18 protein-coding genes and 2 pseudogenes are annotated in these 22,615 nt (G+C 74.0%); 5 read left to right on the plus strand and 15 right to left on the minus strand.

Annotated features, from left to right (window positions below):
- The first annotated feature begins 185 nt into the window (after positions 1-185).
- Entirely contained in the window at positions 186-794 is a 609-nt protein-coding gene (locus AC0666_RS01150; protein ID WP_468963294.1) for a hypothetical protein, read from the plus strand.
- Positions 795-885: 91 nt separating this feature from the next.
- Here the strand turns inward: AC0666_RS01150 and AC0666_RS01155 are convergent, their stop codons facing one another.
- The 3 genes from AC0666_RS01155 to AC0666_RS01165 are packed head-to-tail and all read right to left on the minus strand — an operon-like array spanning position 886 to position 2,847.
- Positions 886-1,164, minus strand: a complete 279-nt coding sequence (locus AC0666_RS01155; RefSeq protein ID WP_468581435.1) for a hypothetical protein — start codon at positions 1,162-1,164, stop codon at positions 886-888.
- A gap of 10 nt (positions 1,165-1,174) precedes the next feature.
- Positions 1,175-1,888: a TetR/AcrR family transcriptional regulator gene (locus AC0666_RS01160; RefSeq protein ID WP_468963293.1), complete on the minus strand. Its 714-nt coding sequence runs from the start codon at positions 1,886-1,888 to the stop codon at positions 1,175-1,177.
- 29 nt (positions 1,889-1,917) lie between these two features.
- Positions 1,918-2,847, minus strand: a complete 930-nt coding sequence (locus AC0666_RS01165) for an AurF N-oxygenase family protein (RefSeq protein ID WP_478706885.1) — start codon at positions 2,845-2,847, stop codon at positions 1,918-1,920.
- Positions 2,848-3,039: 192 nt separating this feature from the next.
- Between AC0666_RS01165 and AC0666_RS01170 the strand changes: the two genes are divergently transcribed.
- Entirely contained in the window at positions 3,040-4,149 is a 1,110-nt protein-coding gene (locus AC0666_RS01170) for a ferritin-like domain-containing protein (RefSeq protein ID WP_468581439.1), read from the plus strand.
- Between the two features lie 6 nt (positions 4,150-4,155).
- Here the strand turns inward: AC0666_RS01170 and AC0666_RS01175 are convergent, their stop codons facing one another.
- Together AC0666_RS01175 and AC0666_RS01180 are read right to left on the minus strand one after the other, a co-directional pair.
- Complete coding sequence (locus tag AC0666_RS01175) at positions 4,156-5,628, minus strand: penicillin-binding transpeptidase domain-containing protein (RefSeq protein WP_478706886.1); 1,473 nt, start codon at positions 5,626-5,628, stop codon at positions 4,156-4,158.
- Complete coding sequence (locus AC0666_RS01180) at positions 5,625-6,995, minus strand: FtsW/RodA/SpoVE family cell cycle protein (RefSeq protein ID WP_478706887.1); 1,371 nt, start codon at positions 6,993-6,995, stop codon at positions 5,625-5,627. The genes AC0666_RS01175 and AC0666_RS01180 overlap by 4 nt, the downstream gene beginning before the upstream one ends.
- A 1,133-nt stretch (positions 6,996-8,128) precedes the next feature.
- On the opposite strand from AC0666_RS01180, the pseudogene AC0666_RS01185 reads away from it, so the two are divergent.
- Positions 8,129-8,512, plus strand: a pseudogene (locus tag AC0666_RS01185) (C40 family peptidase); the annotation flags it as partial.
- A 167-nt stretch (positions 8,513-8,679) separates the two neighbouring features.
- Here the strand turns inward: AC0666_RS01185 and AC0666_RS01190 are convergent.
- From AC0666_RS01190 to AC0666_RS01210, 5 genes are read right to left on the minus strand one after another with little or no spacing between them, the layout of a single operon-like run.
- Positions 8,680-10,017, minus strand: coding sequence for a styrene monooxygenase/indole monooxygenase family protein (locus AC0666_RS01190; protein ID WP_478706888.1), 1,338 nt, complete (start codon positions 10,015-10,017; stop codon positions 8,680-8,682).
- A gap of 9 nt (positions 10,018-10,026) precedes the next feature.
- Positions 10,027-10,650, minus strand: coding sequence for a GTP-binding protein (locus AC0666_RS01195; protein ID WP_468581444.1), 624 nt, complete (start codon positions 10,648-10,650; stop codon positions 10,027-10,029).
- A complete protein-coding gene (locus AC0666_RS01200) occupies positions 10,631-11,077 on the minus strand; it encodes a DUF742 domain-containing protein (RefSeq protein ID WP_478706889.1) in 447 nt (148 codons plus the stop codon). The genes AC0666_RS01195 and AC0666_RS01200 overlap by 20 nt, the downstream gene beginning before the upstream one ends.
- Positions 11,074-11,550, minus strand: coding sequence for a roadblock/LC7 domain-containing protein (locus AC0666_RS01205; protein ID WP_361722778.1), 477 nt, complete (start codon positions 11,548-11,550; stop codon positions 11,074-11,076). The genes AC0666_RS01200 and AC0666_RS01205 overlap by 4 nt, the downstream gene beginning before the upstream one ends.
- Positions 11,547-14,480 carry a sensor histidine kinase gene (locus tag AC0666_RS01210; RefSeq protein WP_478706890.1) on the minus strand — a complete coding sequence of 978 codons (2,934 nt, stop codon included), beginning with the start codon at positions 14,478-14,480 and terminating at the stop codon, positions 11,547-11,549. The genes AC0666_RS01205 and AC0666_RS01210 overlap by 4 nt, the downstream gene beginning before the upstream one ends.
- 437 nt (positions 14,481-14,917) lie before the next feature.
- Here AC0666_RS01210 and AC0666_RS01215 point away from each other — a divergent pair, with 437 nt between their 5' ends.
- Positions 14,918-15,691, plus strand: a complete 774-nt coding sequence (locus AC0666_RS01215; protein ID WP_478706891.1) for a hypothetical protein — start codon at positions 14,918-14,920, stop codon at positions 15,689-15,691.
- An 84-nt stretch (positions 15,692-15,775) separates the two neighbouring features.
- On the opposite strand, the gene AC0666_RS01220 is transcribed toward AC0666_RS01215, so the two are convergent.
- From AC0666_RS01220 to AC0666_RS01240, 5 genes and pseudogenes are all read right to left on the minus strand, one after another.
- Positions 15,776-16,216 (minus strand): MarR family winged helix-turn-helix transcriptional regulator, encoded by a 441-nt coding sequence (locus tag AC0666_RS01220; RefSeq protein ID WP_356849494.1) that lies wholly within the window; start codon positions 16,214-16,216, stop codon positions 15,776-15,778.
- 123 nt (positions 16,217-16,339) lie between these two features.
- On the minus strand, positions 16,340-18,739 hold the full coding sequence (gene lon, locus AC0666_RS01225; protein ID WP_468963283.1) for an endopeptidase La: 2,400 nt from the start codon (positions 18,737-18,739) through the stop codon (positions 16,340-16,342).
- 144 nt (positions 18,740-18,883) lie between these two features.
- Positions 18,884-19,348: a DinB family protein gene (locus AC0666_RS01230; RefSeq protein ID WP_478706988.1), complete on the minus strand. Its 465-nt coding sequence runs from the start codon at positions 19,346-19,348 to the stop codon at positions 18,884-18,886.
- A 75-nt stretch (positions 19,349-19,423) separates the two neighbouring features.
- Positions 19,424-20,275: pseudogene (locus tag AC0666_RS01235) on the minus strand (sulfurtransferase); the annotation flags it as partial.
- 57 nt (positions 20,276-20,332) lie between these two features.
- Positions 20,333-21,688, minus strand: coding sequence for a glycosyltransferase family 39 protein (locus AC0666_RS01240; RefSeq protein ID WP_478706892.1), 1,356 nt, complete (start codon positions 21,686-21,688; stop codon positions 20,333-20,335).
- A gap of 143 nt (positions 21,689-21,831) precedes the next feature.
- Here AC0666_RS01240 and AC0666_RS01245 point away from each other — a divergent pair, with 143 nt between their 5' ends.
- The gene (locus tag AC0666_RS01245) at positions 21,832-22,404 is read left to right on the plus strand and encodes a hypothetical protein (protein WP_468963281.1); all 573 of its coding nucleotides are present in this window, start codon (positions 21,832-21,834) and stop codon (positions 22,402-22,404) included.
- Positions 22,405-22,615: the final 211 nt, after the last annotated feature.

Consider the following 22,615-nt stretch of genomic DNA (forward strand, 5'->3'; position numbering starts at 1 on the left):
GTACATGGGAGCAGCCTCGGGGCCGTGCGGCAATCCCCCGGTGGAGTTCTCGGCCGTTCGGCCGTGTAACGACTTCTACGGGACTCCGCCGGGTTCCTGTTACACGGCGCGTGCTCAACCGCAATGGCCCGCACCTACGTTGGTGGCACCCGCAGCCGCCGGACCCACCGCACCGAGGGATTCACGTGACCACCGTCAGCCGCCGCACTCCCGTTCGCGCAGCCGCCGTGACCGCCTGCGCCGCAGCCCTGCTCGCGCTGCCCGCCGCGGCGGCGCTCGCCGAAGGGGTGCCGGCCGCGTCGGCCGCGCACACCGCCGGCGCACCCGGGACGCCGGTCAAGAGCCTCGGCCTCGCCGACGGCGTCTCCACCGCGAAGGTGTACCGGGTCTCCGAGGGCGTGTACCGGGCGGAGATCCTCACCGCCGACGGCTCCCTGGCCACCACCGTGACCAGCCGCGACGGGATCCCCGCCGTCGGCGGCGCGGGCCCGCTGCACGCGGCCCTGCAGCCCGACGGGCGGTTCTCCTCCTGGGTCGGCGACCCCTCCGCCCCGAGCGGTACGCCCGGAGGCGACGGCTACAAGACCGGCATCCGGGACGGGCACACCGCCCCGGCGGCGGCGCCGCGCACGCACACCGTCGCCGCCGACGCGACCGGGGTGCTGCGCCTGGACACCCTGGCCGACGAACCGGGCGACGGGCTGGTGCTGGTCGCGGCGGGCGCCGGGATGGCGGCACTGGGCGCCACCGGGCTCGGCTTCGCCCTGCTGCGCCGCGGCCGCAGCGAGGGCTGACCTCGATCGAGGCGGCCACCCCATGCGGGGGCCACCTCAGGCGGGAGCCACCTCAGGCGGGGGGCGAAGGGGACGAACCCCAAGGCCTGCCTCAGGCGGCGGGGGGCCGGCTCGGTTTGCTCCAGGGCCAGCGCAGTCCCGGTTTGCTCGCCTGCGGGCGGTACGCGTACTTCCAGCCCTTCTGGAGGTGCAGCCGCTTGCTGTAGCCGGCCGGGACGCGTTCGTAGAGCAGGACCGTCGGGGCCCCGCCGTCCGCCGCCGGGACCGGGATCTCGTACCACCGCGGCGGGTGGCCGGTCGGGCCGAGGAGGATCGGGAGGACGCGGCCGTCCATCGGGCCGCCCTCGAAGGGGGTCGGTTCGCTTCTCACCCCACCAGTGTCACAGCAGGTGCGCGGCCTGCGAGACCACGGGCATCACGCGCCGGGCCAGCACTCCCGCCGGCCCGTCCGCCGACTCCAGGGCCAGCGCCGCCCCCGCCGCGGCCGCGGTCTGCGGGTCGGTGGCGGCGGTCGCCGTGAGGAGGGCGATGAACTGGTCCACCAGCCAGTCCCGCAGCGAGGCCACGTCCGGCTGCTTGCCCTCGTCGATCCAGATCAGGGAGGCGGCCTCGACGGCGGTGATCCAGGTGCGGACCATCATGCGCAGCCGCGGCCCCGGCGACGGGACGCCCAGGTGGACGAGGATCTGCTGCGCGGCAGCCCGCCGGATGCCGTCCACGGTCGCCGTCGTACGGGAGGTCTCCACGACGCTGCCGCCCTGCAGCAGGGCCGCGAAGCCCGCGTCGTGCACGTCGACGAAGCCCAGGTAGCGGTCCAGCGCCCGGGACAGCCGCTGCGTCAGCGGGCCTTCCTGGGGCTCGGCGAAGCACAGTTCCAGGATGTCGGCCGCCGAGCGCAGGGCGGCCTCGTACAGCTGCTGCTTGCCGCCGGGGAAATACCGGTAGACCAGCGGGCGCGAGACTCCGGCCGCCTCGGCGACGTCGTCGAGGGAGACGTCCTCCGGCGCCCGGTGCGCGAACAGGGACAGGGCGGCGTCGAGGAGTTGGGCCCGCCGCTCCTCGACGCTCAGCCTGCGGTACGCGCGTACGGTCATGCCCGCAGGGTAGCCCCACCCCCCGGGCTTCAGGCGAGGAGTCCCGAGCTCCGCCAGAGCTTGCGGCCGACCCCGCGCAGGACGCCGATGTCGTCCAGGAAGTCGGTGAGCCGCTTGGCACCCGTCTGCATGACCTCCCGCCGGTGGCCGCTCGCCTTGACCTGGGCGACGGCTTCGCGGCGGTCCAGGCCGATGTTCTCGTAGACCCGGGGGTTGACGAAGGCCAGGGAGAAGACGCGGGCGGCCTCGCCGCAGCTGATGCGCGTGAGCTCCTGCTCCCAGCGCGGGGCGGTCAGCATCTGGCGGCGCAGCTCCTCGCGGGCGTACCGGACGTGCCGGGCCTCCTCGATGACGTGGATCCGGGTGACCCCGCGGACCAGCGGCTGGATGCGCTCGTCGGGGAAGGTCAGCCGCTGCATCCAGTCGAGGATCTCCTCCCCGAGCAGGGTGCAGGCGAAGGAGCCCGGGGTGGTGGAGACCGTCTTGAGGATGCGGGCGAGGTTGTGGTTCGTGCGGGACACCGGGTACGCGGGGGCCCCGGCCTTCTGGATCATGCGGGCGAACATCATCGAGTGGCGGCACTCGTCGGCTATCTCGGTGAGCGCATACCGCACGTGATTGCTGGTCAGCGGCTTGTCGTAGATGTGCCGGACCAGGAGCTGCATCAGGATGATCTCGAACCAGATGCCGAGGGAGCCGAGCGCCGCCGCCTCGTGGCGGGAGAGGTCGATGCGCTGCTCCTCGCCCATCTTCTTCCACAGCGGGGTGTCGTAGAGGGAGAGCAGCTCGGGGGGCCAGTAGTACTTCCCGTCGACCGTCGGGGCGTCCCAGTCGAGTTCCTTGTCGGGGTCGAAGGAGTGCTTGGCGGAGGATTCGAGGAGGCGTGCGGCGATCTGCTCGCGGTCCTTGAGGACGCCGAGCGCGTCCTGGAGGACCCGTCGATCAGTCGTGGTCGTCATGGCGGGGGCACCTCGCCGTGTTCCGGATGGATGGATGGGTGGGGCGTCACTGCTTGCGTCACCAGTTATGAGACTGCCTGTCAGCAAGGGCGTCAATCCCCCGCGCGTCACTTGTTGACCGCGCGTCTACCAACGTGTGACGCTGCCAACCATCCAGTCCTGTACGGAAGTACACGAGCCGAGGGGGCGTCAGTGTCGACGCACGAGCTCTACACCAAGGACCCGGGCGCAGACGTCTGGCAGGTTCCCGCCACCGGCGCCGCCCGCTTCAGCTGGGAGTACGGCGAGGGCCGGGAGCGCCTCCTCGCGCTGTACCAGAAGGGCAAGGACAAGCAGTGGGACGGTGCCAAGCGCATCGACTGGGACCTGGAAGTGGACCCGTACAACCCGCTCGGCACGCCGGACGAGGCGCTGACCCTCCACGGCACCCGCTACTGGTCCCGGCTCACCGACCAGGACAAGGGCGAGCTGCGCCGGCACTACGCCGCCTGGAACTTCAGCCAGTTCCTGCACGGCGAGCAGGGCGCGATGGTGTGCGCCGCACGCATCGTGGAGTCGGTGCCGGACCTGGACGCGAAGTTCTACTCCGCCACCCAGACCATGGACGAGGCCCGGCACGCCGAGATCTTCGGGCGCTTCCTGCACGAGAAGATCGGGATGCTCTACCCGATCAACGACAGCCTGCAGGGCCTGCTCGGCGACACCCTGCGTGACGCCCGCTGGGACATGCCCTACCTGGGCATGCAGGTGCTCATCGAGGGGCTGGCGCTGGCCGCGTTCGGGATGATCCGCGACACCACCGACAAGCCGCTGCCCAAGCAGATCCTCGCGTACGTGATGCAGGACGAGGCCCGGCACGTGGCCTTCGGGCGGATGGCGCTGCGGGACTACTACAAGCAGTTGACGGACGCCGAGCTGCGCGAGCGGGAGGAGTTCGTGATCGAGGGCTGCCACCTGATGCGCGACCGGCTGCGCGGGGTGGAGGTGCTGGAGAACTTCGGCATCCCGCGCAAGGAGGCGGAGGAGTTCAGCGAGCAGTCGGAGTTCCTGCACATGTTCCGCAGGCTGCTCTTCAGCCGGATCGTGCCCTGCGTGAAGGACATCGGGCTGTGGGGCGAGCGGCTGCAGAAGGCGTACCTGGACATGGGCGTCTTCGACATGGGCGACTCCAACCTTGACCTGCTGATGAGCCAGGACGAGGAGATCGCCGAAGCCCTCGACCGCGAGCGGTTCGCGGCCGAGGAGGCCGAGAGGGTGGCGGAGGTGCAGGCCGCCATCGCGGAGGGCGGCGAGAACCCGTAGGGCGGGTCAGGCCCGCGGCCGCGCCCCGGACAGGGCCGCCTCCATCACCGCCCGGGCGATCGGGGCCGCCGCGCCGTTGCCGCTGACGCCCCCGCGGACCGCCGACGCGTCCTCGACCACCACCGCGACCGCGACCCCCGGCAGCGGTGCGTCCTCGGCCCTGGCCCAGCCGATGAACCACGCGTACGGGGTGCCCGCGTTGCCGACGCCGTGCTGGGCCGTCCCCGTCTTGCCGCCCACCACGGCGCCCCGGATCGCCGCGTTGCGCCCGGTGCCGTCCTCCACCGCCTTCACCATCAGCTCCTGGAGCTGCACCGCGGTGGCCGGGCTCATGGCCCGGCCCAGACTGCGCGGGACGCCCCGCCGCACCGGACCGCCGTCGCCGCGCGTGGTCCGGTCCACCAGGTAGGGGGCCCTGAGCTCGCCGCCGTCCGCCACGGCCGCCGCCACCATCGCCATCTGCAGGGGGGTCGCCGTGGTGTTGAACTGCCCGATCGAGGACAGCGCCAGCTGGTCCTGGCTCATGTCGGTGTCGAAGTTCGAGCGGGACACCCACGAGGGCACGCGCAGCCCGTCGTCGTTGAACCCGAACCGCCGGGCCGCCTCCACCATCCTGCGCAGCCCCACCTGGACGCCGATCTTCGCCATCACCGTGTTGCAGGACCACCGCACCGCCTCCGCCATCGAGGCGTCCTCGCAGCCGGTGGCCGCGTTCGGCAGCAGGGTGCGGGTGCCGGGCAGGGGGTAGGGGTCGGGGGTCCGCGTCGGCGCGTCCGCATCGGTGACCACGCCCGCGTCCAGGGCCGCCGCAGCCGTCACGATCTTGAAGGTCGAGCCGGGCGGATACGTCTCCCGCAGCGCCCGGTTGAGCATCGGCCGGGCGGGATCCGCATTCAGCCGCGCCCAGGCCGCCTTCACGGCCGCACCGGTCCCCGAGAGCGTCCCCGGGTCGTACGAGGGGCTGCTGACCAGCGCGAGGATCCTCCCGGTGGCGGGCTCCAGCGCGGCCACCGCACCGCGCTTGCCGGCGAGCCCCGTGTACGCGGCCCGCTGCACCGCGGCCCGGAGGGTGGTCGCCGCGTTCCCCCCGGCCGGACGGCGCCGGGAGAGCTCGTACCAGAGGGGGAACGCGGAGAGCCCCGGATCCGTGCCCGAGAGGATCCGGTCCTCGGCGCGCTCGACGAAGCTGGTCCCGTACGTCTGCGAGGAGTAGCCGGTGACCGGCGCGTACAGCGGGCCGTCGGCGTACGTCCGCTCGTAGCGCAGGAGCTGGCCGCTGTCCCGGGATCCGGTGACGGGCCGGCCCTCGACCAGGATGTCCCCGCGGGGCTCGGCGTAGCGGGCGATGGCGGGACGCTTGTTGGCCGGGTTCGCCCCGTACGCGGCGGACTCCCAGACCTGCACCCGGGCCACGTTGACCAGGAGGGCGAGCAGCAGGGCGGCACAGAAGTACGCGCACCAGCGGATGTAGCGGATCACGCGGCGGCCTCCCCGTCGGCGGGACGGGGGCGGTGGGCGCTGTCGCTGAGCCGGACCAGCAGGGCGACGATGATCCAGTTGGTGACCACGGAAGAGCCGCCCTGGGCGAGGAAGGGCATGGCCATGCCGGTCAGCGGGATCAGCCCGGTCACTCCCCCGGCGATGACGAACACCTGGAGCGCGACGATCGAGGCGAGCCCGGTCGCGAGGAGCCGCCCGAACGGATCGCGCAGCGCGAGCCCGGCCCGGAAGCCCCGGTCGACGAGGAGCCCGTACAGCAGCAGGATCGCGCTGACCCCGACGAGGCCGAGCTCCTCGCCCGCCGTGGCCAGGACGAAATCCGACTTGGCGGCGAAACCGATCAGGAACGACTGCCCGTGCCCGAGCCCGGCACCGAGCAGCCCGCCGGCACCGAAGGCGAAGAGCGACTGGGCGAGCTGTCCGGGACCCTCGCCGCGCCCGATCGAGGCGAAAGGATTCAGCCAGTCCTCGACCCGGCTGTTCACGTGCGGCTCGAAGGTTCCGACGGCGTACGCCCCGAGGGCGGCGAGCAGCAGCCCGATGGCGATCCAGCCGACCCTGCCGGTGGCGGTGAACAACATGATCACGAACAGCCCGAAGAAGAGCAGCGAGGTCCCCAGGTCCCGCTCCAGCACGAGCACGCCGACACTCAGCAGCCAGATCGCCAGGATCGGCCCGAGCACCCGCCCGGGCAGGAGCCGCAGCCGCCAGAACAGCCGACGGCCGGTGAGGGCGAGGGCGGTGCGGTTCGCCGCGAGGTACGCGGCGAAGAACACCGCGAGCAGGATCTTGGCGAACTCTCCCGGCTGGAAGGAGAGTCCGGCCAACCGGATCCAGATGTGGGCCCCGTTGACGGCCGGGAAGAAGACGGGCACGAGCATCAACACGAGGGCGGCGGCCACCGAGAGGTACGCGTACCGCTGGAGCAGGCGGTGGTCCCGGAACCCGGCGAGCACGCACACGAACAGCGCCACCCCGAACGCGGACCACCGCAGCTGGTCTCCGGCGGTGAGGTGCCCGGGCGTGGTGAGGTCGAGACGCTGGATCAGCACCAGCCCCAAGCCGTTCAGCAGGACGGCGATGGGCAGAACGAGCGGATCGGCATAAGGAGCACACACTCTGACGGCGACATGCGCAAGGAAGGCAGCAGCCGCAAGCCCGGCACCGTACCGGGCGGCGGACTCGGGAATGCGGCCGGTGCCGGAGAGGCCGACGTACAGATGACCGAGGACGGCAATGAGCACGGCCCCGAGCAGCAGCGCCGACTCCACCCCGCGGCGGGGGGCGCGGCTGTCGGGGGGCGGGGGCGGAACGGGGTCCACCACCTGTTCCGTCAGGGCGGTCATGAGGGCAACGTAGCAAGGCGCCGGTCGGAATGTCCGCGTATGTCGCAGTGCGCCGAAGACCGGTCAGGTGCAGGCGGCGGCCCAGGCCGGCCCGGCGACGGCCCCACCACGCAGCCCCCGCCCCGAGGGATCGGCCGGACGGGTGGGCCCCGACGGCTGGCCGCCGCCGTTCAGCATCTAGTCATACCGCGCATGGCAGCATCGGCCGCCTTGGAGGTGATCCCATGTCACGTCGGCTGCTCCGCGCCGCATGTCTCGCCGCAGTACTCGTCGCGGCCGGGCCCGCCCATGCCAACCCCGGCCCGGAAGACCCGCCCACCGGAACCACCAGCACCGGCACCGAAAGACCCGGCGGAACCGCAGAAGCCACCGAACCCGCCGAGGCCGAAACCACAGAAACCACTGAGGACAAGGAGACCCCCGAAACCACGACGGACACCGCGACCACCGGAACCACCGGGAGCACCGCGACCACCGCGCCCACCGCGACCACCGGGAGCACCGCGCCTACGGGCACCACCGCGACCACCGGGACCACCGGGAGCACCGCGCCTACGGGCACCACCGCGACCACCGGGACCACCGGGAGCACCGCGCCTACGGGCACCACCGCGACCACCGGGGGTACCGCGCCCACGGGGACCACCGCGACCGCCGCAGCCACCCCCGGCCAGGGCCTCGGCGCGCTCCTCACCCGCCTCCAAACCCTCTACCGCCAGGCCGAAGAGGCCACCGAGGCCTACAACGCCACCGACGTCACCCTCCAAGCCCGCCAAGCCGAGGAGCGCCGCCTCAGCTCCGCCCTCGGCAAGACCCGGACCGCCCTCGACGCCGAGCGGGCAGCCGCTGGGCGGATGGCCCGGGAGCAGTACCAGGGCGCCCGGGCCGGCCTCTCCTCGTACGCCCGGATGCTGCTCACCGGCGACGCCCAGGCCGCCCAGGACCAGCGCCACCTCGCCGCCCGCGAGGGCGCCCGCCGGGCCGGGATCCTGGCCCGGCTCGCCCGCGGAGAGCACGAGGCCGACGCCCTCGCCACCGCCGCCCGCAAGGCCCTGGACGCCCAGCAGTCCCTCGCCGCCCAGCGCAAGCAGCGCAAGGACGAGGTGACCCTCAGGCTCAGGGAGGTCGAGCGGATGCTCTCCTCCCTCACCCCGGAGCAACTGGCACAGCTCGGCGCCCGCGAAGCCGCCCAGACGGCCACCGCCCAGCGGGAGCTCATCGCCGCGGGGACGCTCGGCAGCCCGGCCGCCCCCCGTACCCCCACGGCCGCGGGCGGCGCCGCCCTGAGCTACGCGGCCGCCCAGATCGGCAAACCGTACACGTGGGGCGCCGAGGGGCCCGGTGCCTTCGACTGCTCCGGGCTCACCTCCAAGGCCTGGGCCCACGCCGGCCGGTCCATCCCCCGGACCAGCCAGGAGCAGTGGGCGCAGCTGCCGAAGGTGCCGCTGGACCAGTTGCGGCCCGGGGACCTGGTGGTCTACTTCCCCACCGCCACCCACGTGGCCCTCTACATCGGCGACGGCAAGGTGGTGCAGGCGCCCCGGCCCGGGGCCAAGGTCAAGGTGTCCCCGATCGCGGCGAATCCGCTGCTGGGGGCCGTCCGCCCCGACCCCGGGGGCACCCCGCTCACCGCCTACACCCCGCCGCCGCTGCCCGAGGGGGCGGAGGCGGGCGACGACACCGGCTACTCGGGCGAGGCGGCACCGTCCGCAGCCGCCGGGGCGGCACCGTCCACGGCGGCGGCCGAAGCGTCCGAAGCGGCCGAGGAGGCGGAGGAAGCCGAGGCTGCCGCCGAGACCTCCGCCAAGTAGTCCGCCGCGTCCTCGGGATCGTAGAAGTACCCGTCGAAGTCGGCCGGGTTGTCGAAGCCGTTGGCGAAACGATCCGCCACCGGCTGGAGCTGCCCGGCCGCACCGATCAGGTTCAGCACGTGCTCCGGCGGCGCGCCCAGCATCGCGTTGGTCCACTGGGTCACCGGCTTGCCCGTCGTGAACCAGAACCTGTCGAAGGTCGCCTGCATCCAGGCCGCATCGAACGGCTTGTCGCCGTGCATCAGGATCGACGACAGGTACGAGGCCGCGCACTTGGCGGCCGTGTTCGAGCCCTGGCCCGTGATCGGGTCGTTCGTCACGACCACGTCCGCGACGCCCAGCACCAGTCCGCCGCCCGGCAGCCGCCCCACCGGCTTGCGCACGACCGGCGCGTACCGCCCGGCCAGGGTGGCGCCCGCGTCGGTCAGCTCGACGTCCTTGGCCCGCGCGTACTCCCAGGGCGTGTACTTCTCCATCAGGTCGAGCGTCAGCTGCAGGTGCTCCGCCGGGTCGTTGACCCCGCGGAACACGTCCAGCGGACCGCCCGGGAGGCCCTCCCAGAACAGGATGTCCGCCCGCCCCGAGGCGGTCAGCGCCGGCATGGTGAACAGCTCGCCGACCCCCGGGACCAGGTTGCAGCGCACCGCTTCCGTCTGCGGGTGTTCGGGCCGCGGCCCCAGCCCGTGCACGTACGAGACCGCCAGCGCGCGCTGCGGCACGTCGTACGGGGAGCGGGCCGCGTCCCGTTCGAACATCGACACCAGCTCGCCCTTGCCCGCGGCGACGAGGATCAGGTCGTAGGTGCGGGAGAAGTAGTCGAGGTCGGCGACGGACGCGCCGTGCACGACGAGCTGCCCCCCGCGCTGCACGAAGCAGTCGAGCCAGCCGGCCATCTTCACCCGCTGGTCCACGGACTGCGCGAAGTTCTTGAGACGGCCCAGCCAGTCGATCGGGCGGGAACCGTCCGGGGCGGCGACCGAGACGCCGAGCCCCTCGATCCGCGGGGCCTGCCGTTCCCAGAAGTTCAGCTGCAGGTCGCGCTCGTGCTGGAGCGCGGCGTCGAACATGACCTGCGTGGACATGACCTTCCCGGTCCGGATCTCGTCCGGCGTCCGGTTGGACATGAGGGTGATCTCGTACCCCTTCGCCTGGAGGCCGAGGGCGAGCTGGAGACCGGACTGCCCGGCTCCGACGACGAGTATCCTGCGCATCCGCGTTCTCTATTCGGGAGTGGTGTCGAGGGCGTGGCCCACCAGGGTCAGCAGGGACTCGACGACCGTGGGCCGGCGCCGCGCGTCCATGATCACCACCGGTACGTCGGGCGGGATCGTGAGCGCTTCGCGCACGTCCTCCGGCTCGTACGAGCGGGAGCCCTCGAAGTGGTTCACGGCGACGGCGTACGGGAGCCCGCAGCTCTCGAAGTAGTCGAGGGCCGGGAAGCAGTCCCGCAGCCGACGGGTGTCGGCCAGGACGATGCCGCCGACGGCTCCGCGGACGAGGTCGTCCCACATGAACCAGAACCGCTCCTGGCCGGGCGTCCCGTACACGTACAGCACGAGGTCGTCGTCGAGGGTGATGCGGCCGAAGTCCATCGCGACGGTGGTGGTGTTCTTGTCCGGGGTCGCGGACAGGTCGTCGGTCGGCAGGCTGGCGCGGGTCATCACCGCCTCGGTGCGCAGCGGTGTGATCTCGGAGACGGAGGAGACGAAGGTGGTCTTGCCGACGCCGAAGCCGCCCGCGACCAGCACCTTGACGGCCACGGGCGCACGGGAGCGGTCGTACTGCCAGGGCTGGACGGGTTCGTCGTCCACCGACGCGACCGGGTCAGAGACGGCGAAGGCCACTGAGCACCCTTTCGAGCAGTGCGCGTTCGGGCCGGCCGGGGCCGTGGCCCGTGCCGAAGACGCGGACCCTCCCCTGGTCGGCGAGGTCGCTGACGAGGACACGGACCACGCCGAGCGGCAGCTTCAGCAGCGCGGCGATCTCGGCGATCGTGCGCATGCGCCGGCAGACCTCGACGATGGCGGGCATCTCGGGCATGCGGTCGGACCTGCCGTCCGCCCTGCCGTCGGACGTGCCGTCGGTCTTGTCCTCCGTCCCGCCCGGCAGCTGCGGCTGGGACACCTTGGCGTCCAGGGCGGCGACGAACGTCTCGACGTGCAGGACCTGGGTGAACCGGGTGCGGCCGCCCGTGAGCGAGTACGGGCGGACGCGGGCGGGGCGGCGGTCGGCGCCGCGTATCGGCAGCCGGTCGGAGGCCGGACTCCTCACGGGGTTTTCTCCATCGACTGGCGCAGCTCGCTGCGGACTTCGGGGGTCAGGACGTGGCCGGCGCGGCCGACGAACAGCGCCATGTGGTAGGCGACGACGCTCATGTCGCAGTCCGGGGTGGCGTGCACGCCCAGCAGGGAGCCGTCGCTGATGGCCATGACGAAGACGGAGCCGTGCTCCATCGCCACCATGGTCTGCTTGACCCCGCCGCCCTCCATGAGCGCGGCGGCGCCGGTGGTGAGGCTGCCGAGCCCGGAGACGATGGTGGCGAGGTCGGCGGAGGCGCCGCGCGGCCCCTTGGTCGGGGTGGGGCTCTGGCCGGCTCCCGCGGGGTCGGAGGACAGCAGCAGGAGCCCGTCCGAGGACACGACGGCGACGGAGTTGACGCCGGGTACCTCCTCCACCAGGTCGGTCAGCAGCCACTGCAGGTTGCGGGCCTGGGTGCTCAGTCCGTACGTACTGGGCGCGGTCATGTGCGTGCCTCCTGTGCGGTGTCCCCCCGGTCGGTGTCCTGTGCGAGTTCGGCGGCGACGACGCGTCTGCCGTCGCGCGTCCCCTGGTAGAACCCGCCGAGCCGGCGCCGGAGCTCGTCCGCGTCGACACGGCGCGGCGGCTCCGGCGGCCGGGCGGCTTCGCTGCGCCGGGCGGCCACCACGCGGGGGGTCCGCTTGGGCAGCCCCTTGCCGGTGACGGGCCCGGTGGCCTCGGCGGCCTCGGGCGTCTCCGCCTCGGGGTGGGCTCCCCGGCGGGGCAGCCAGTCGCCTTCGGGGGTGGCGTGGCTGTGCGGGGTCCGCTCCGTGTCGGGCCCGGCCGCTTCCTCGTGTACGTCGGCCCGCGGGGCGGAACCGGCCGACGGGTCGGGGGACGCCGGGGCGGGGTCGAACCCTGCGAAGGCCTCGTCCGCGCCGTCGGGGACGACCCGCGCGAGGAGCTCTTGGGCGGGCTCCGGCCCGGCCGGAGCCGGGGCCGGGACGGTGAAGACCTGCTCCGGGGGCGGCAGCGCGCCCTCGGCCCCGGCGGAGCCGTGCCCATCCTGGGCAGGCTCCGGCGCGGCCTCGGCCGGCAGCTCCCGATCGGGCTCCGTTCCGGCCCCCGCAGCCGCCTCCGGCTCAAGCCCGAGCCCCGGCTCCGGCTCCGGCTCCGGCCAGAGCTCGGCCGCGGCCGCCTCAGGCTCCGGCCCGAGCTCCAGCTGCTGCCCGAGCTCCGCCTCCGTTCCGAACCCGAGCTCCGGCTCCGGCCAAAGCTCGGTCGCGGCCGCCTCCGGCTCAAGGCCGAGTTCGGCCTCGGCCTCGGCCCCGGCCTCGGCCCCGGCGGGGGCCGACGCCGGCTCCGCCGCCGGAGGTTCCGGCTGCGGCCGGGTGCGGGGCGGGAGCGTGTGCTCGTTGGCCTCGGCGATGACACCCGGCAGCCGCAGCTCCGGCCGGTCCGGTGCGGCGAAGGTGTGGACCGGGGTGGCCGGCGGGGTCGTCGGCAGCAGCGCCGCGGGGACGACCACCAGGGCCTCCGTGCCCCCGTGCCGGCCGGCGCGCAGTTCCGCGGTGACGCCGTGCCGGGCCGCCAGGCGGCCGGCCACGTACAGGCCGAGACCCAGGCCGTGTTCCGCCTCGGGCTCCTCGTCGTAGGCCTCGGGCGTCGCCAGCCGGGAGTTCAGCGATTCCAGCCGGTCCTCGGTGACTCCGATGCCCGCGTCCACCACCGACAGCACGACGTCGCCGGAGTCCAGCTGCCAGCCGGACACCCTCACCTTGGCGTCCGGCGGCGAGAAGGTCGTCGCGTTCTCCAGCAGCTCGGCCAGGACGTGCGAGATGTCGTCCGCGGCGTGCCCGGCCACCTGGGTGAACGACGGCAGCCCCGCGAGGTCGACCCGCTCGTAGCGTTCGATCTCGCTGACCGCGGCCCGCATCACGTCGACCAGCGGCACCGCGGGGGCTCCGGCGCCGTGGCCGGTCTCCTGTCCGGCGAGCACGAGCAGGTTCTCGTTGTGGCGGCGCATCACCGTCGCGAGGTGGTCCAGCTTGAACAGGGTCGCCAGCCGGTCCGGGTCCTGCTCCTTGGACTCCAGCTCCTCGATGACCGTGAGCTGCCGCTCCACCAGGCCGAGGGTGCGCAGGGAGAGGGAGACCGAGGTGGTGGACATGATGCGGCGGTGCTCCTCCAGCCCCGCCCGCAGCTCCTTGAGCTCCTGCTCCAGTGCTTCCCGGCCGGCGGTCAGCGCCTCGTTGCGGCCGATGAGGCGGCGCTGGTCGGCGTCGAGGCCGGCGATCCGCGTGTGCAGGGACACCGTCTGGTCCCGGACCGCGTTCAGGTGGCGGACGACCTCGGCGAACTCGTCGTTGCGGCCCGTGAAGCGGACCGGCTCGACCGAGCCCTCGGGTGTGGCCAGCCGGGCGGCGCCGCGCCGCAGCACCGACAGGGGCCGGGTGAGCGAGCGGGCGACGGCCGTGGAGACGCCGACGACGAAGAGGAACAGTGCGCCGAGCGCGCCGACCAGCAGCTCCAGCCGGGTCACGTCGTCGTCCCGCAAGGTGGCGAGGGCGGTGGCCCGCTGCCCGGCGAGGGTGGCCTCCACGCTCCGGATCCGCTCGATCCGGGCGGTGAGCGGCGGGCCGACGGCCGCGCCGTCGAGCTTGCGGTCGGCGGAGGTGAGGGTGGGCCGTTCGGTGAGCCGCTTGAGGAGGTCGTCGGCCGTCTTGACCTCGGGACCGGTGACGGTGGCGGCGAGGGTCTGGCGCACGTCGGGTCGGGCGGCCCGCGCGAAGTCGTCGAGGGCCGCCTGTTCCCGTACGCGGGCGCGCTGGGCGGCGGCGGTGAGTTCGTCCACGACCGCCGAGTTGGGGGGTTGCTCGCCGCGGGGGACGGCCAGCGCCGCGAGCAGCAGTCCACGGGTGGCCGAGGCCTGTTCCACGGCCTGGCCGAGGGGGGCCAGCGGGCGGGTGGTGACCAGGGCGGCGCCGGCACGGGGCGGGGTGAGCACGGCGAGCCGGTCGCCCGGGGCCAGCACCTCCGCGATGGCGCCCGCGTACGCCTGGTGGGCGGCGAGGGCGCTGCCCTTGCCGTCGACGGCCTCGGAGCGGACGGCCGCGATGCGGCTGAGGCTCCGGGCGAGCGGTTCGTCGGCCTCGGAGCGGATCTCGGCGAGCTGCCGGTCGGTGAGGAGGATGCGCTCCTGGACGGGCGCCTTGGCCTGTCCGCCGGGACGGCCCTTGGCCACGTACTCGACGACGGCGTCGCGCTCGTCGCCGAGGAGGTGGGCGAGCGTGAGGGTGTGCCGGGTCTGCTCGGCGAGGGTGACCAGCTGCTGGGAGTCGTTCAGCTCCCGTGTCGCGGACACCACGGCGGGCGCGCCGGCCGCGAGGACGGTGAGGCCGGCGACGGCCACGCCGACGACCAGCCTGCTGCGCACGCGGACACGGGGTCCTGCGGGGGCGGGTCCGTCGGTGGCGGTGCCGTTCTTCCGAGACCGCTTCTTCTGCACCGGTGCTCGCAATCCTGTACGTGTGCTCGTGCTCGTCTACTCGTGTGGCCGAGGTAACGGCCGGTCAACAAGTAAACGCCCCCTGCCCCCTCGTACCGCCTCAGACCTTCGCAGTGTGTTGGGGACAGAGCCTGACATCGCCCACCCGGCCACTCGAACGAGTGAACATCACGGATGAGTTGGCGACCAACTCGGCGGGGTGAGGTCAGGGCGCCGCCGTGGACGGGTGGTTGAAAGATCTATGGGGGCTTTGGCAGTATGCCCGCCCGCACGTTCGCGGGGCCTGGGGCACGGCCCGCCCCGCCCTTCCCCCTCTGGTACGGACCTTGCCCGTCCGCGGGGGGCCCGGCGGGCAGAATGTCCGCATGCGCATCGACCTCGCCTCGGTCCCCGGCAACCCGGAACGCCCCAATGAGGACTGGCTGTCGGCGGCGATTCCGGCGGTGGGAGGCGGGGTCCTGGTCGCCCTGGACGGGGTGACCCCGCCGGACGGCGAGGCGGGCTGCGCGCACGGCGTGCCGTGGTTCGCGGCGCGGCTCGGCGGCCGATTGACCGAACTGTCCGGTTCGCGGCGGGACATGCCGCTGGACCGGATCCTGGCGGAGGCGATCCGCGACACGGCCGACTCCCACCGCCACACCTGTGACCTTTCTCACGTGCGCACTCCGCAGGCGACGGTGGTGCTGGTCCGCTGGGACGAGGCGTACGTGGAGCACCTGGTGCTCTCGGATTCCGTCCTCCTCCTCCAGGACCCCGGGGGCGCGGTGACGGCGGTGCTCGACGACCGGCTCGACCGGGTCCCGCGCGAGCTGCTGCGGACCAACGCCTCGGCGGACACGCTGCGCAACAGAGAGGGCGGTTTCTTCACGGCGGCCGCGGATCCTGCGGTGGCGGCGCGGGCGGTGACCGGCCGGACCCCGCGCGAGCGGGTGCGGGCGCTGGCCGCGCTCACCGACGGGGCGAGCCGGTGGACGGACACGTTCGGGGAGGGCGACTGGGCGCAGTGCCTGGCCGTGCTGCGGAAGGAGGGGGCGGCGGGGCTGATCGGCCGGGTGCGCGCCCTGGAGTCGGATCCGCAGCGCACCCCGTCCCGGGGCAAGCGCCACGACGATGCCTCTGCGGCGTACGCGGAGCTGTAGGGGCCGGGCGCAGCCGGCCGCCCGGCCCGCTCAGGCCTCTCGGTCCGCTCAGCCCTCCCGGTCCGCTCGGTCGCTTCGGTCCGCTCAGTCCTCGCCCTGGTTCAACTGGTTGAGGAGCCTGGCCAGTTCCGCGACCTCGCCGCGGTCCCAGTCGGCGAGCTTGCGCATGTACTGCTCGCGCCGGGCGCCGCGGACGCGCAGGAAGCGCTCCCGGCCCTCCTCGGTGAGGCCGACCAGGAAGGCCCGGCCGTCCGCGGGGTCGGGCTCGCGGGCCACCAGCCCGAGCACCTCCAGGGCGCGCAGCTGCCGGCTCATCGTGGCCTTGCCGACCCCGAAGTAGGCGGCGAGGTCGGTGGCCCGCTGCCGGCCGGCGGCCTCCAGGCGGACGAGCAGGCCGTACGCGGCGGGCTCCAGTTCGGGGTGGAGGGCACGGGCCATCTCCCCGGAGGAGGCGCGGGCCCGCCGGAGGAAGACGGACAGCTCCCGCTCCAGGGCAAGGAACTCCTGGTCTTCGCTCCCGTGCACGTTCCGCTCCCGCTGTCTGAGTCTGTGTCCGAGTGGGGGTTCCCGAGGACTCCAGTATTTCGCAGCGGGTACGGCGGCGGCCCGGGACCCCGCCGCAGCGGGAGCCCGGGCCGCCCCGGCGGGTCAGGCCGCGGTGGCCACCGCCTGGGCGCCGGCCGTCGCCAGCGCCAGTTCCAGGACCTGACGCACGTCCGTCACCGGGTGCACCTCAAGCCCCTCCAGGACCTCGGACGGGACGTCGTCGAGGTCGGCCTCGTTGCGCTTCGGGATGATCACGGTGGTCAGGCCGGCCCGGTGCGCGGCGAGCAGCTTCTGCTTGACACCGCCGATCGGCAGGACCCGCCCGGTCAGCGAGACCTCGCCGGTCATCGCCACGTCCGTGCGGACCTGCCGGCCGGACAGCAGCGAGGCGAGCGCGGTGGTCATGGTGATGCCCGCACTCGGGCCGTCCTTGGGCACGGCGCCCGCCGGGAAGTGGATGTGCACGCCCCGGTCCTTCAGGTCGGCCACCGGCAGCTCCAGCTCGGCTCCGTGCGAGCGCAGGAAGCTGAGCGCGATCTGCGCGGACTCCTTCATCACGTCGCCGAGCTGGCCGGTGAGGGTGAGCCCTGCGGCCCCGGTCTCCGGGTCGGCCAGCGAGGCCTCGACGAAGAGCACGTCGCCGCCCGCGCCGGTCACCGCGAGGCCGGTGGCCACCCCGGGGACGGCGGTGCGCCGCTCCGCCGGGTCCTGCCCGGACTCGGGGACGTGGTGCGGCCGGCCGATGAGGGGGCGCAGGTCGTCGGCGCCGATCCGGAAGGGCAGCTCCCGCTCGCCCAGTTCGTGCTGCGAGGCCACCTTGCGCAGCAGCCGCGCGATGGAGCGCTCCAGGGTGCGCACGCCCGCCTCGCGGGTGTACTCCCCGGCGAGCTTGCGCAGGGCGTCCTCCTCCAGGACCACCTCGTCGGCTTCCAGGCCGGCCCGCTCCAGCTGACGGGGCAGCAGGTGGTCGCGGGCGATGACGATCTTCTCGTCCTCGGTGTAGCCGTCGAGGCGGACGAGCTCCATGCGGTCCGCGAGGGCCTCCGGGATGGCCTCCAGTACGTTGGCGGTGGCGAGGAAGACCACGTCGCTGAGGTCGAGCTCCACCTCCAGGTAGTGGTCGCGGAAGGTGTGGTTCTGGGCCGGGTCCAGGACCTCCAGCAGGGCGGCGGCGGGGTCCCCGCGGAAGTCGGAGCCCACCTTGTCGATCTCGTCGAGCAGCACGACCGGGTTCATGGACCCGGCCTCCTTGATGGCGCGGACGATCCGGCCGGGCAGCGCGCCGACGTACGTCCGGCGGTGGCCGCGGATCTCGGCCTCGTCCCGTACGCCGCCGAGGGCGACGCGGACGAACTTGCGGCCCATGGCGTGCGCGACGGACTCCCCGAGGGAGGTCTTGCCCACACCGGGCGGCCCGACGAGCGCGAGCACGGCCCCGCCGCGGCGGCCGCCGACGACGCCCATGCCCCGGTCGGAGCGGCGCTTGCGTACGGCGAGGTATTCGGTGATGCGGTCCTTCACGTCGCTCAGCCCGGCGTGCTCGGCGTCGAGGACGGCCCGGGCCCCGCGGATGTCGTACTCGTCCTCGGTCCGCTCGTTCCACGGCAGCTCCAGCACCGTGTCCAGCCAGGTCCGGATCCAGGAGCCCTCGGGGGACTGGTCGCTGGCCCGCTCCAGCTTCTCGACCTCCTTGAGGGCGGCTTCCCGCACCTTCTCGGGGAGGTCGGCGGCCTCGACGCGGGTGCGGTAGTCGTCGGACTCCTCGCCCTCCTTCTCCCCGTTCAGCTCGCGCAGTTCCTTGCGGACCGCCTCCAGCTGACGGCGCAGCAGGAACTCGCGCTGCTGCTTCTCGACGCCGTCCTGGACGTCCTTGGCGATGGACTCGGCGACGTCCTGCTCGGCGAGGTGGTCGCGGAGCCACTTGACGGCGAGCTTGAGCCGCGCGACGGGATCGGCGGTCTCCAGCAGCTCCACCTTCTGGGCCACCGTCAGGAACGGCGAGTAGCCGGAGTTGTCGGCGAGGGCGGAGACGCCTTCGATCTGCTGGACCCGGTCCACGACCTGCCAGGCGCCGCGCTTCTTGAGCCAGCTGGTGGCGAGGGCCTTGTACTCCTTGACGAGCTCGGCCACGGCCCCGGGCAGCGGCTCGGCGAGCTTTTCGTCCACGCTCTCGCCCTCGACCCAGAGCGCGGCGCCGGGGCCGGTGGTGCCGGCGCCGATCCGGACGCGGCCGACGCCGCGGATGAGCGCCCCGGGGTCCCCGTCGGAGAGCCGCCCCACCTGCTCGACGGTTCCGAGCACACCGGTGCCCGCGTACTTCCCGTCGACGCGCGGCACGAGCAGCACCCGGGGCTTCCCGCTCCCGCCCGCCGCCTGGGCGGCCTCGACGGCCCCCCGCACCTCGGCGTCGGACAGTTCGAGCGGGACGACCATCCCGGGCAGCACGACCTCGTCGTCGAGCGGCAGCACGGGCAGAGTGAGCGTTACGGACGTCGAAGCCATGATCTTCCCTCCGGCAGTGAAGTTGAGCTATGCCGACTCAATGCATGTGCGCCTCCCGATGTTCCCCAACCCCCGTTCGCCCGGGGCGAACATGGCATGCCGGGCCGCCGCGGGCGGGCCGCTGCGGTGCCGGCCGCTCCTGCGTCAGATGCCGACGGCCCCGTCGATCCGCTCGCGCAGCAAGTCGGCATGGCCGTTGTGGCGCGCGTACTCCTCGATCAGGTGGAGCAGCACCCAACGCAGCGAGACCCGTCCGCGCCACGCGTCCTCGCCCTCGACCTCGAGGTGCGGGGCGTCCGCGACGAAGGCCTCCGCGAACGCCACTTCCGAGCGCCAGGCCTGCCACGCCTGCGCGACGGCGGCCGGGCCGGCCTGTACGCGGTCGAAGTCCCCGTCCGGGTCGGCCTCCGAGGAGTACAGCGCCGGAGCCTCCTCCCCGGCGAGGACGCGCCGGAACCACCGGCGTTCCACGTCCGCGAGGTGGCGGACCAGGCCGAGCAGCGACAGCGTGGAGGGCTCCACGGAACGCAGCGCCAGGTCCGCGCCCTCCAGGCCCGCGCACTTCAGCTCCAGCGTGGCGCGCTGGGCGGCGAGGAACCCCGCCAGCATGCGCCGCTCCTCGCCCGTGGCGGGCACGTCGAACTCCCGCTCGGTGGTGGTGCCGGGGAAGAACTCGGCCCTCCGGCCGGTCACCGCCGGGAGCTCCGGGTCCATGGCCCAGTCGGTCCAGGAGCCGTCGTAGACCGCCAGGTGCGTGTAGCCGGCGAGGGTGGCGCCGAGGGCGAGGACGCACGCCGTCACCCCCGAGCCGCAGCTGAAGTAGAGCTCTTCGCGGTCTGCGGCCAACGCGGCGAAGGCCTGGCGCAGTTCGGTGGCGGGCCGCATCCGGCCGCCGTCGCGCTGGAGTTCCCCGAAGGGCAGATTGACCGCGCCCGGCATGTGGCCCCCGCGCAGCCCGGGGCGGGGCTCGGAGGCGGTGCCGGCGAAGCGTTCGCGGGTCCGGGCGTCGAGTACGGCCGCGGCCGGATCGGCCAGGGCCGCGCGGACGGCGGTACGGTCGACCAGCAGCCCGGGGCGGGGCCGGGCGGTGAACGAGCCGGCCGGCCCGGCGTAGGCGGGGGCGGTGCTCTCCACGTCCAGCCCCGCCGCGACCCAGGCGGGCAGCCCGCCGTCGAGGACGGCGGCCCGGTCGAAGCCCATGGCGCGCAGCATCCACCAGGCGCGGGCGCTGGAGTAGATGCCGGCGCCGTCGTAGACGACGACGGTGCTGGTGTCGTCGATGCCGAGGCCGCGTACGGCTTCGGTGAACCGTTCGGGCGCGGGCATGGTGTGCGGGGCGGGGGCCTCGTGGTCGGAGAGGTCGCCGTCGAGGTCGAAGGGCCGCGCCCCCGGGATCCGCAGGGCGGCACCGCGGTGGGCGCCGACGGAGGCGTCGAGGACGACGAGCCCGGGCGCACCGAGCCGCTCCCCCAGCCACCGCACGTCGACCAGCGGCCCCGGCAGGGCCCCCGCGTTCCCGTTCTCGTCACTGGTCATTGCGGCGCGCCCCCCGGAGCCTGGTACGTGATCGGTGGCGCCATCCTGCCGCACCGCTCATTTCGCGGGGCAGCGGCCCGGTGGGGCGAAGACGGCGATCCGGGCGCCCCGGGCCGGCGTCAGGGAGCACAGTTCGAAGTGGGCGGCCAGGGTCTGGCGTTTGACCGCCTCCGCGGGGGTGCGGTCGCGGGGCTGGTCAGGCGGGTCCAGGAGGGCCACCACCCGGGGTGCGTCCACCAGGCGGGCCCATATCCGGTCCGCGGGCAGCTCGGTGCCCTGGAGGGTGTGCGAGGCCGCCGGGGTGCGGTCCAGGGCCAGGTCGTACAGGCCCCCGTACACGTCCGGCGAGGACAGCAGCCACTCGCGCCGCCGCGCCGGCAGGAACAGCACCGCGTCCCCGGGCACGGCCCGCTCCCGGACCGCGGCGGCCACCGCGAGGACGTCGTCCTTGCGGCTCTCGGGCGTACGCAGCCACGCCGACCACCAGCCGGACGGCACGAGCAGGACCGCGGCCAGCGCCCAGGACCCCCACCACCGGAACCCGGCCCCGGACGGCCGGAGCGCGGGCACCCGGAGCGCGGGCACCCGGAGCGCGGACAGCCGGGCCCCCGCCAGCAGGGCCGGCCCGGCCAGGGCGTAGAGCACGTACCGGTCGACGTACCAGGGGTGGACCAGCGAGACCGCCATCAGCAGCCCGGGCGGCAGCAGGACGAGCGGCAGGGCCACGCCGGCCAGCTCCCGCACCGCCGTCCCGCGGGCGAGCAGCAGCGACACGACCCCGACCACCGCGTACGCCGCCCAGTCCTGCCAGCTCGGCCGCCCGAGCCAGCCGAGCTGCTGCTGGGCCTGCCGGGCGGTGACCACCGCCAGCGGCAGCAGCAGGGCGGCCACGACGGCGGCGCTGCGGCGCCAGCCCCGCAAGCGGCGGCCCCGGAAGGCGTGCGCGAGCAGGACGAGGGCGGCGAACTCGTGGAGCCAGCAGCCCATCAGCAGCACCACCGTGTAGGCCGTCCACCGCTCGCACAGCATCAGGTACGTGGCCCACACCACCGCGGCCGCGACCAGGGCGTACGAGCGCCCCTCCTGGGCGTACATCTGCACGGGCGGCAGCAGGGCGTACACGGCCCCGGCGAACAGCGCGGCCCGCTCCCCCGCGAGCCGCCGGGCGATGGCGGCCACGCCGGCCGCCGCGAGGGCGGTGGCGGCGACGGAGGGCAGGCGCAGCGTCCACAGGCCGTCTCCGCCCACGAGGAAGACGGCGTGCATGAGCAGGTAGTACAGCCCGTGCACGGCGTCGACCTGGCCCAGCAGTTCGCCGATGCCGCCGAGCGGCCGGTGCGCCACCTGCCAGGTGACGGACTCGTCGCGCCACATGCTGCCGCCGCGGCGCAGGCCCCAGAGGCCGAGGAGCACGGCGAGCAGCGCAGGCAGCCAGCGCCAGGGGGCGATGCTGCGGATGTCGTCCTCCTGGTGCTTTCCGTACGGGGGGTGCCGACTCCATACTCGGGGGTCGACCCGAGGACCCGTGGGGGTGGGGTGTGCGTGCGGTGCGAGGAGTGGCGGCGGTACTGCTCGGCGCGGTGGCGCTGGGCGGATGCGGTGCGGGCTCCGGCGGCGGGTCCGGCTCCGGGGGGACGGCCTCGGCGGCCGTGACCCCGTCGGCGCCGCCCGCCCCCGGGGCCACGGCCCTCTCGTCTGCGGCGCCCGGCCCGACGGGCGCGCCGCCCGCGAGCCCGTCGCCCCCGGCGTCGGCCTCGGGGCCGCCCGCCTCCCCGGCCCCGTCCTCCGCGGCGGAACGCCTGGTCACGGTCACCCGCAGCGGCGGCTTCGCGGGCAGGACGCACACGCTGCTGATCAGGGGCGACGGCTCGTGGACCCGGCTGGACGGGCAAGGCGGACCCGAGGGGAGCGGGAAGCTGTCACCGGACCGGCTCGCGGGGCTGCGCACCGCGCTCGCAGAGGCGGACTTCGCGCACCTGCCCCGGGTGGTGCGCGGCGGTCCGACGGTGTTCGACGGGTTCACGTACGCCTTCGTGCACGCCGGCTTCGAGGTGGCCACCGCCGACGGGTCGGTGCCGCCGGGGCTGCAGAAGGTGCTCGCGGTGCTGCCCCCGTTCGAGAGCGGCTGAGGCCGCGGGCGGGCGGCGTCCTGTAGGAGGCCCACAAACCGGGGGCGGTGCCCGGCCCCGCCGCGCGGCCGGCCCCGTCTCCCGAGGGCGGCCGGGCACCCGGCATGGCCCGTCATATCCCCATTCCCGACGGAATCGGAATCATCGGTTCCGCCGCCTGGCCTGTCCGAACCCCGCATAGCCGCAGGCCGGTGGCTCCTCTACGCTGCAC

The sequence above is a fragment of the Streptomyces sp. NPDC043680 genome (genome assembly GCF_056436685.1).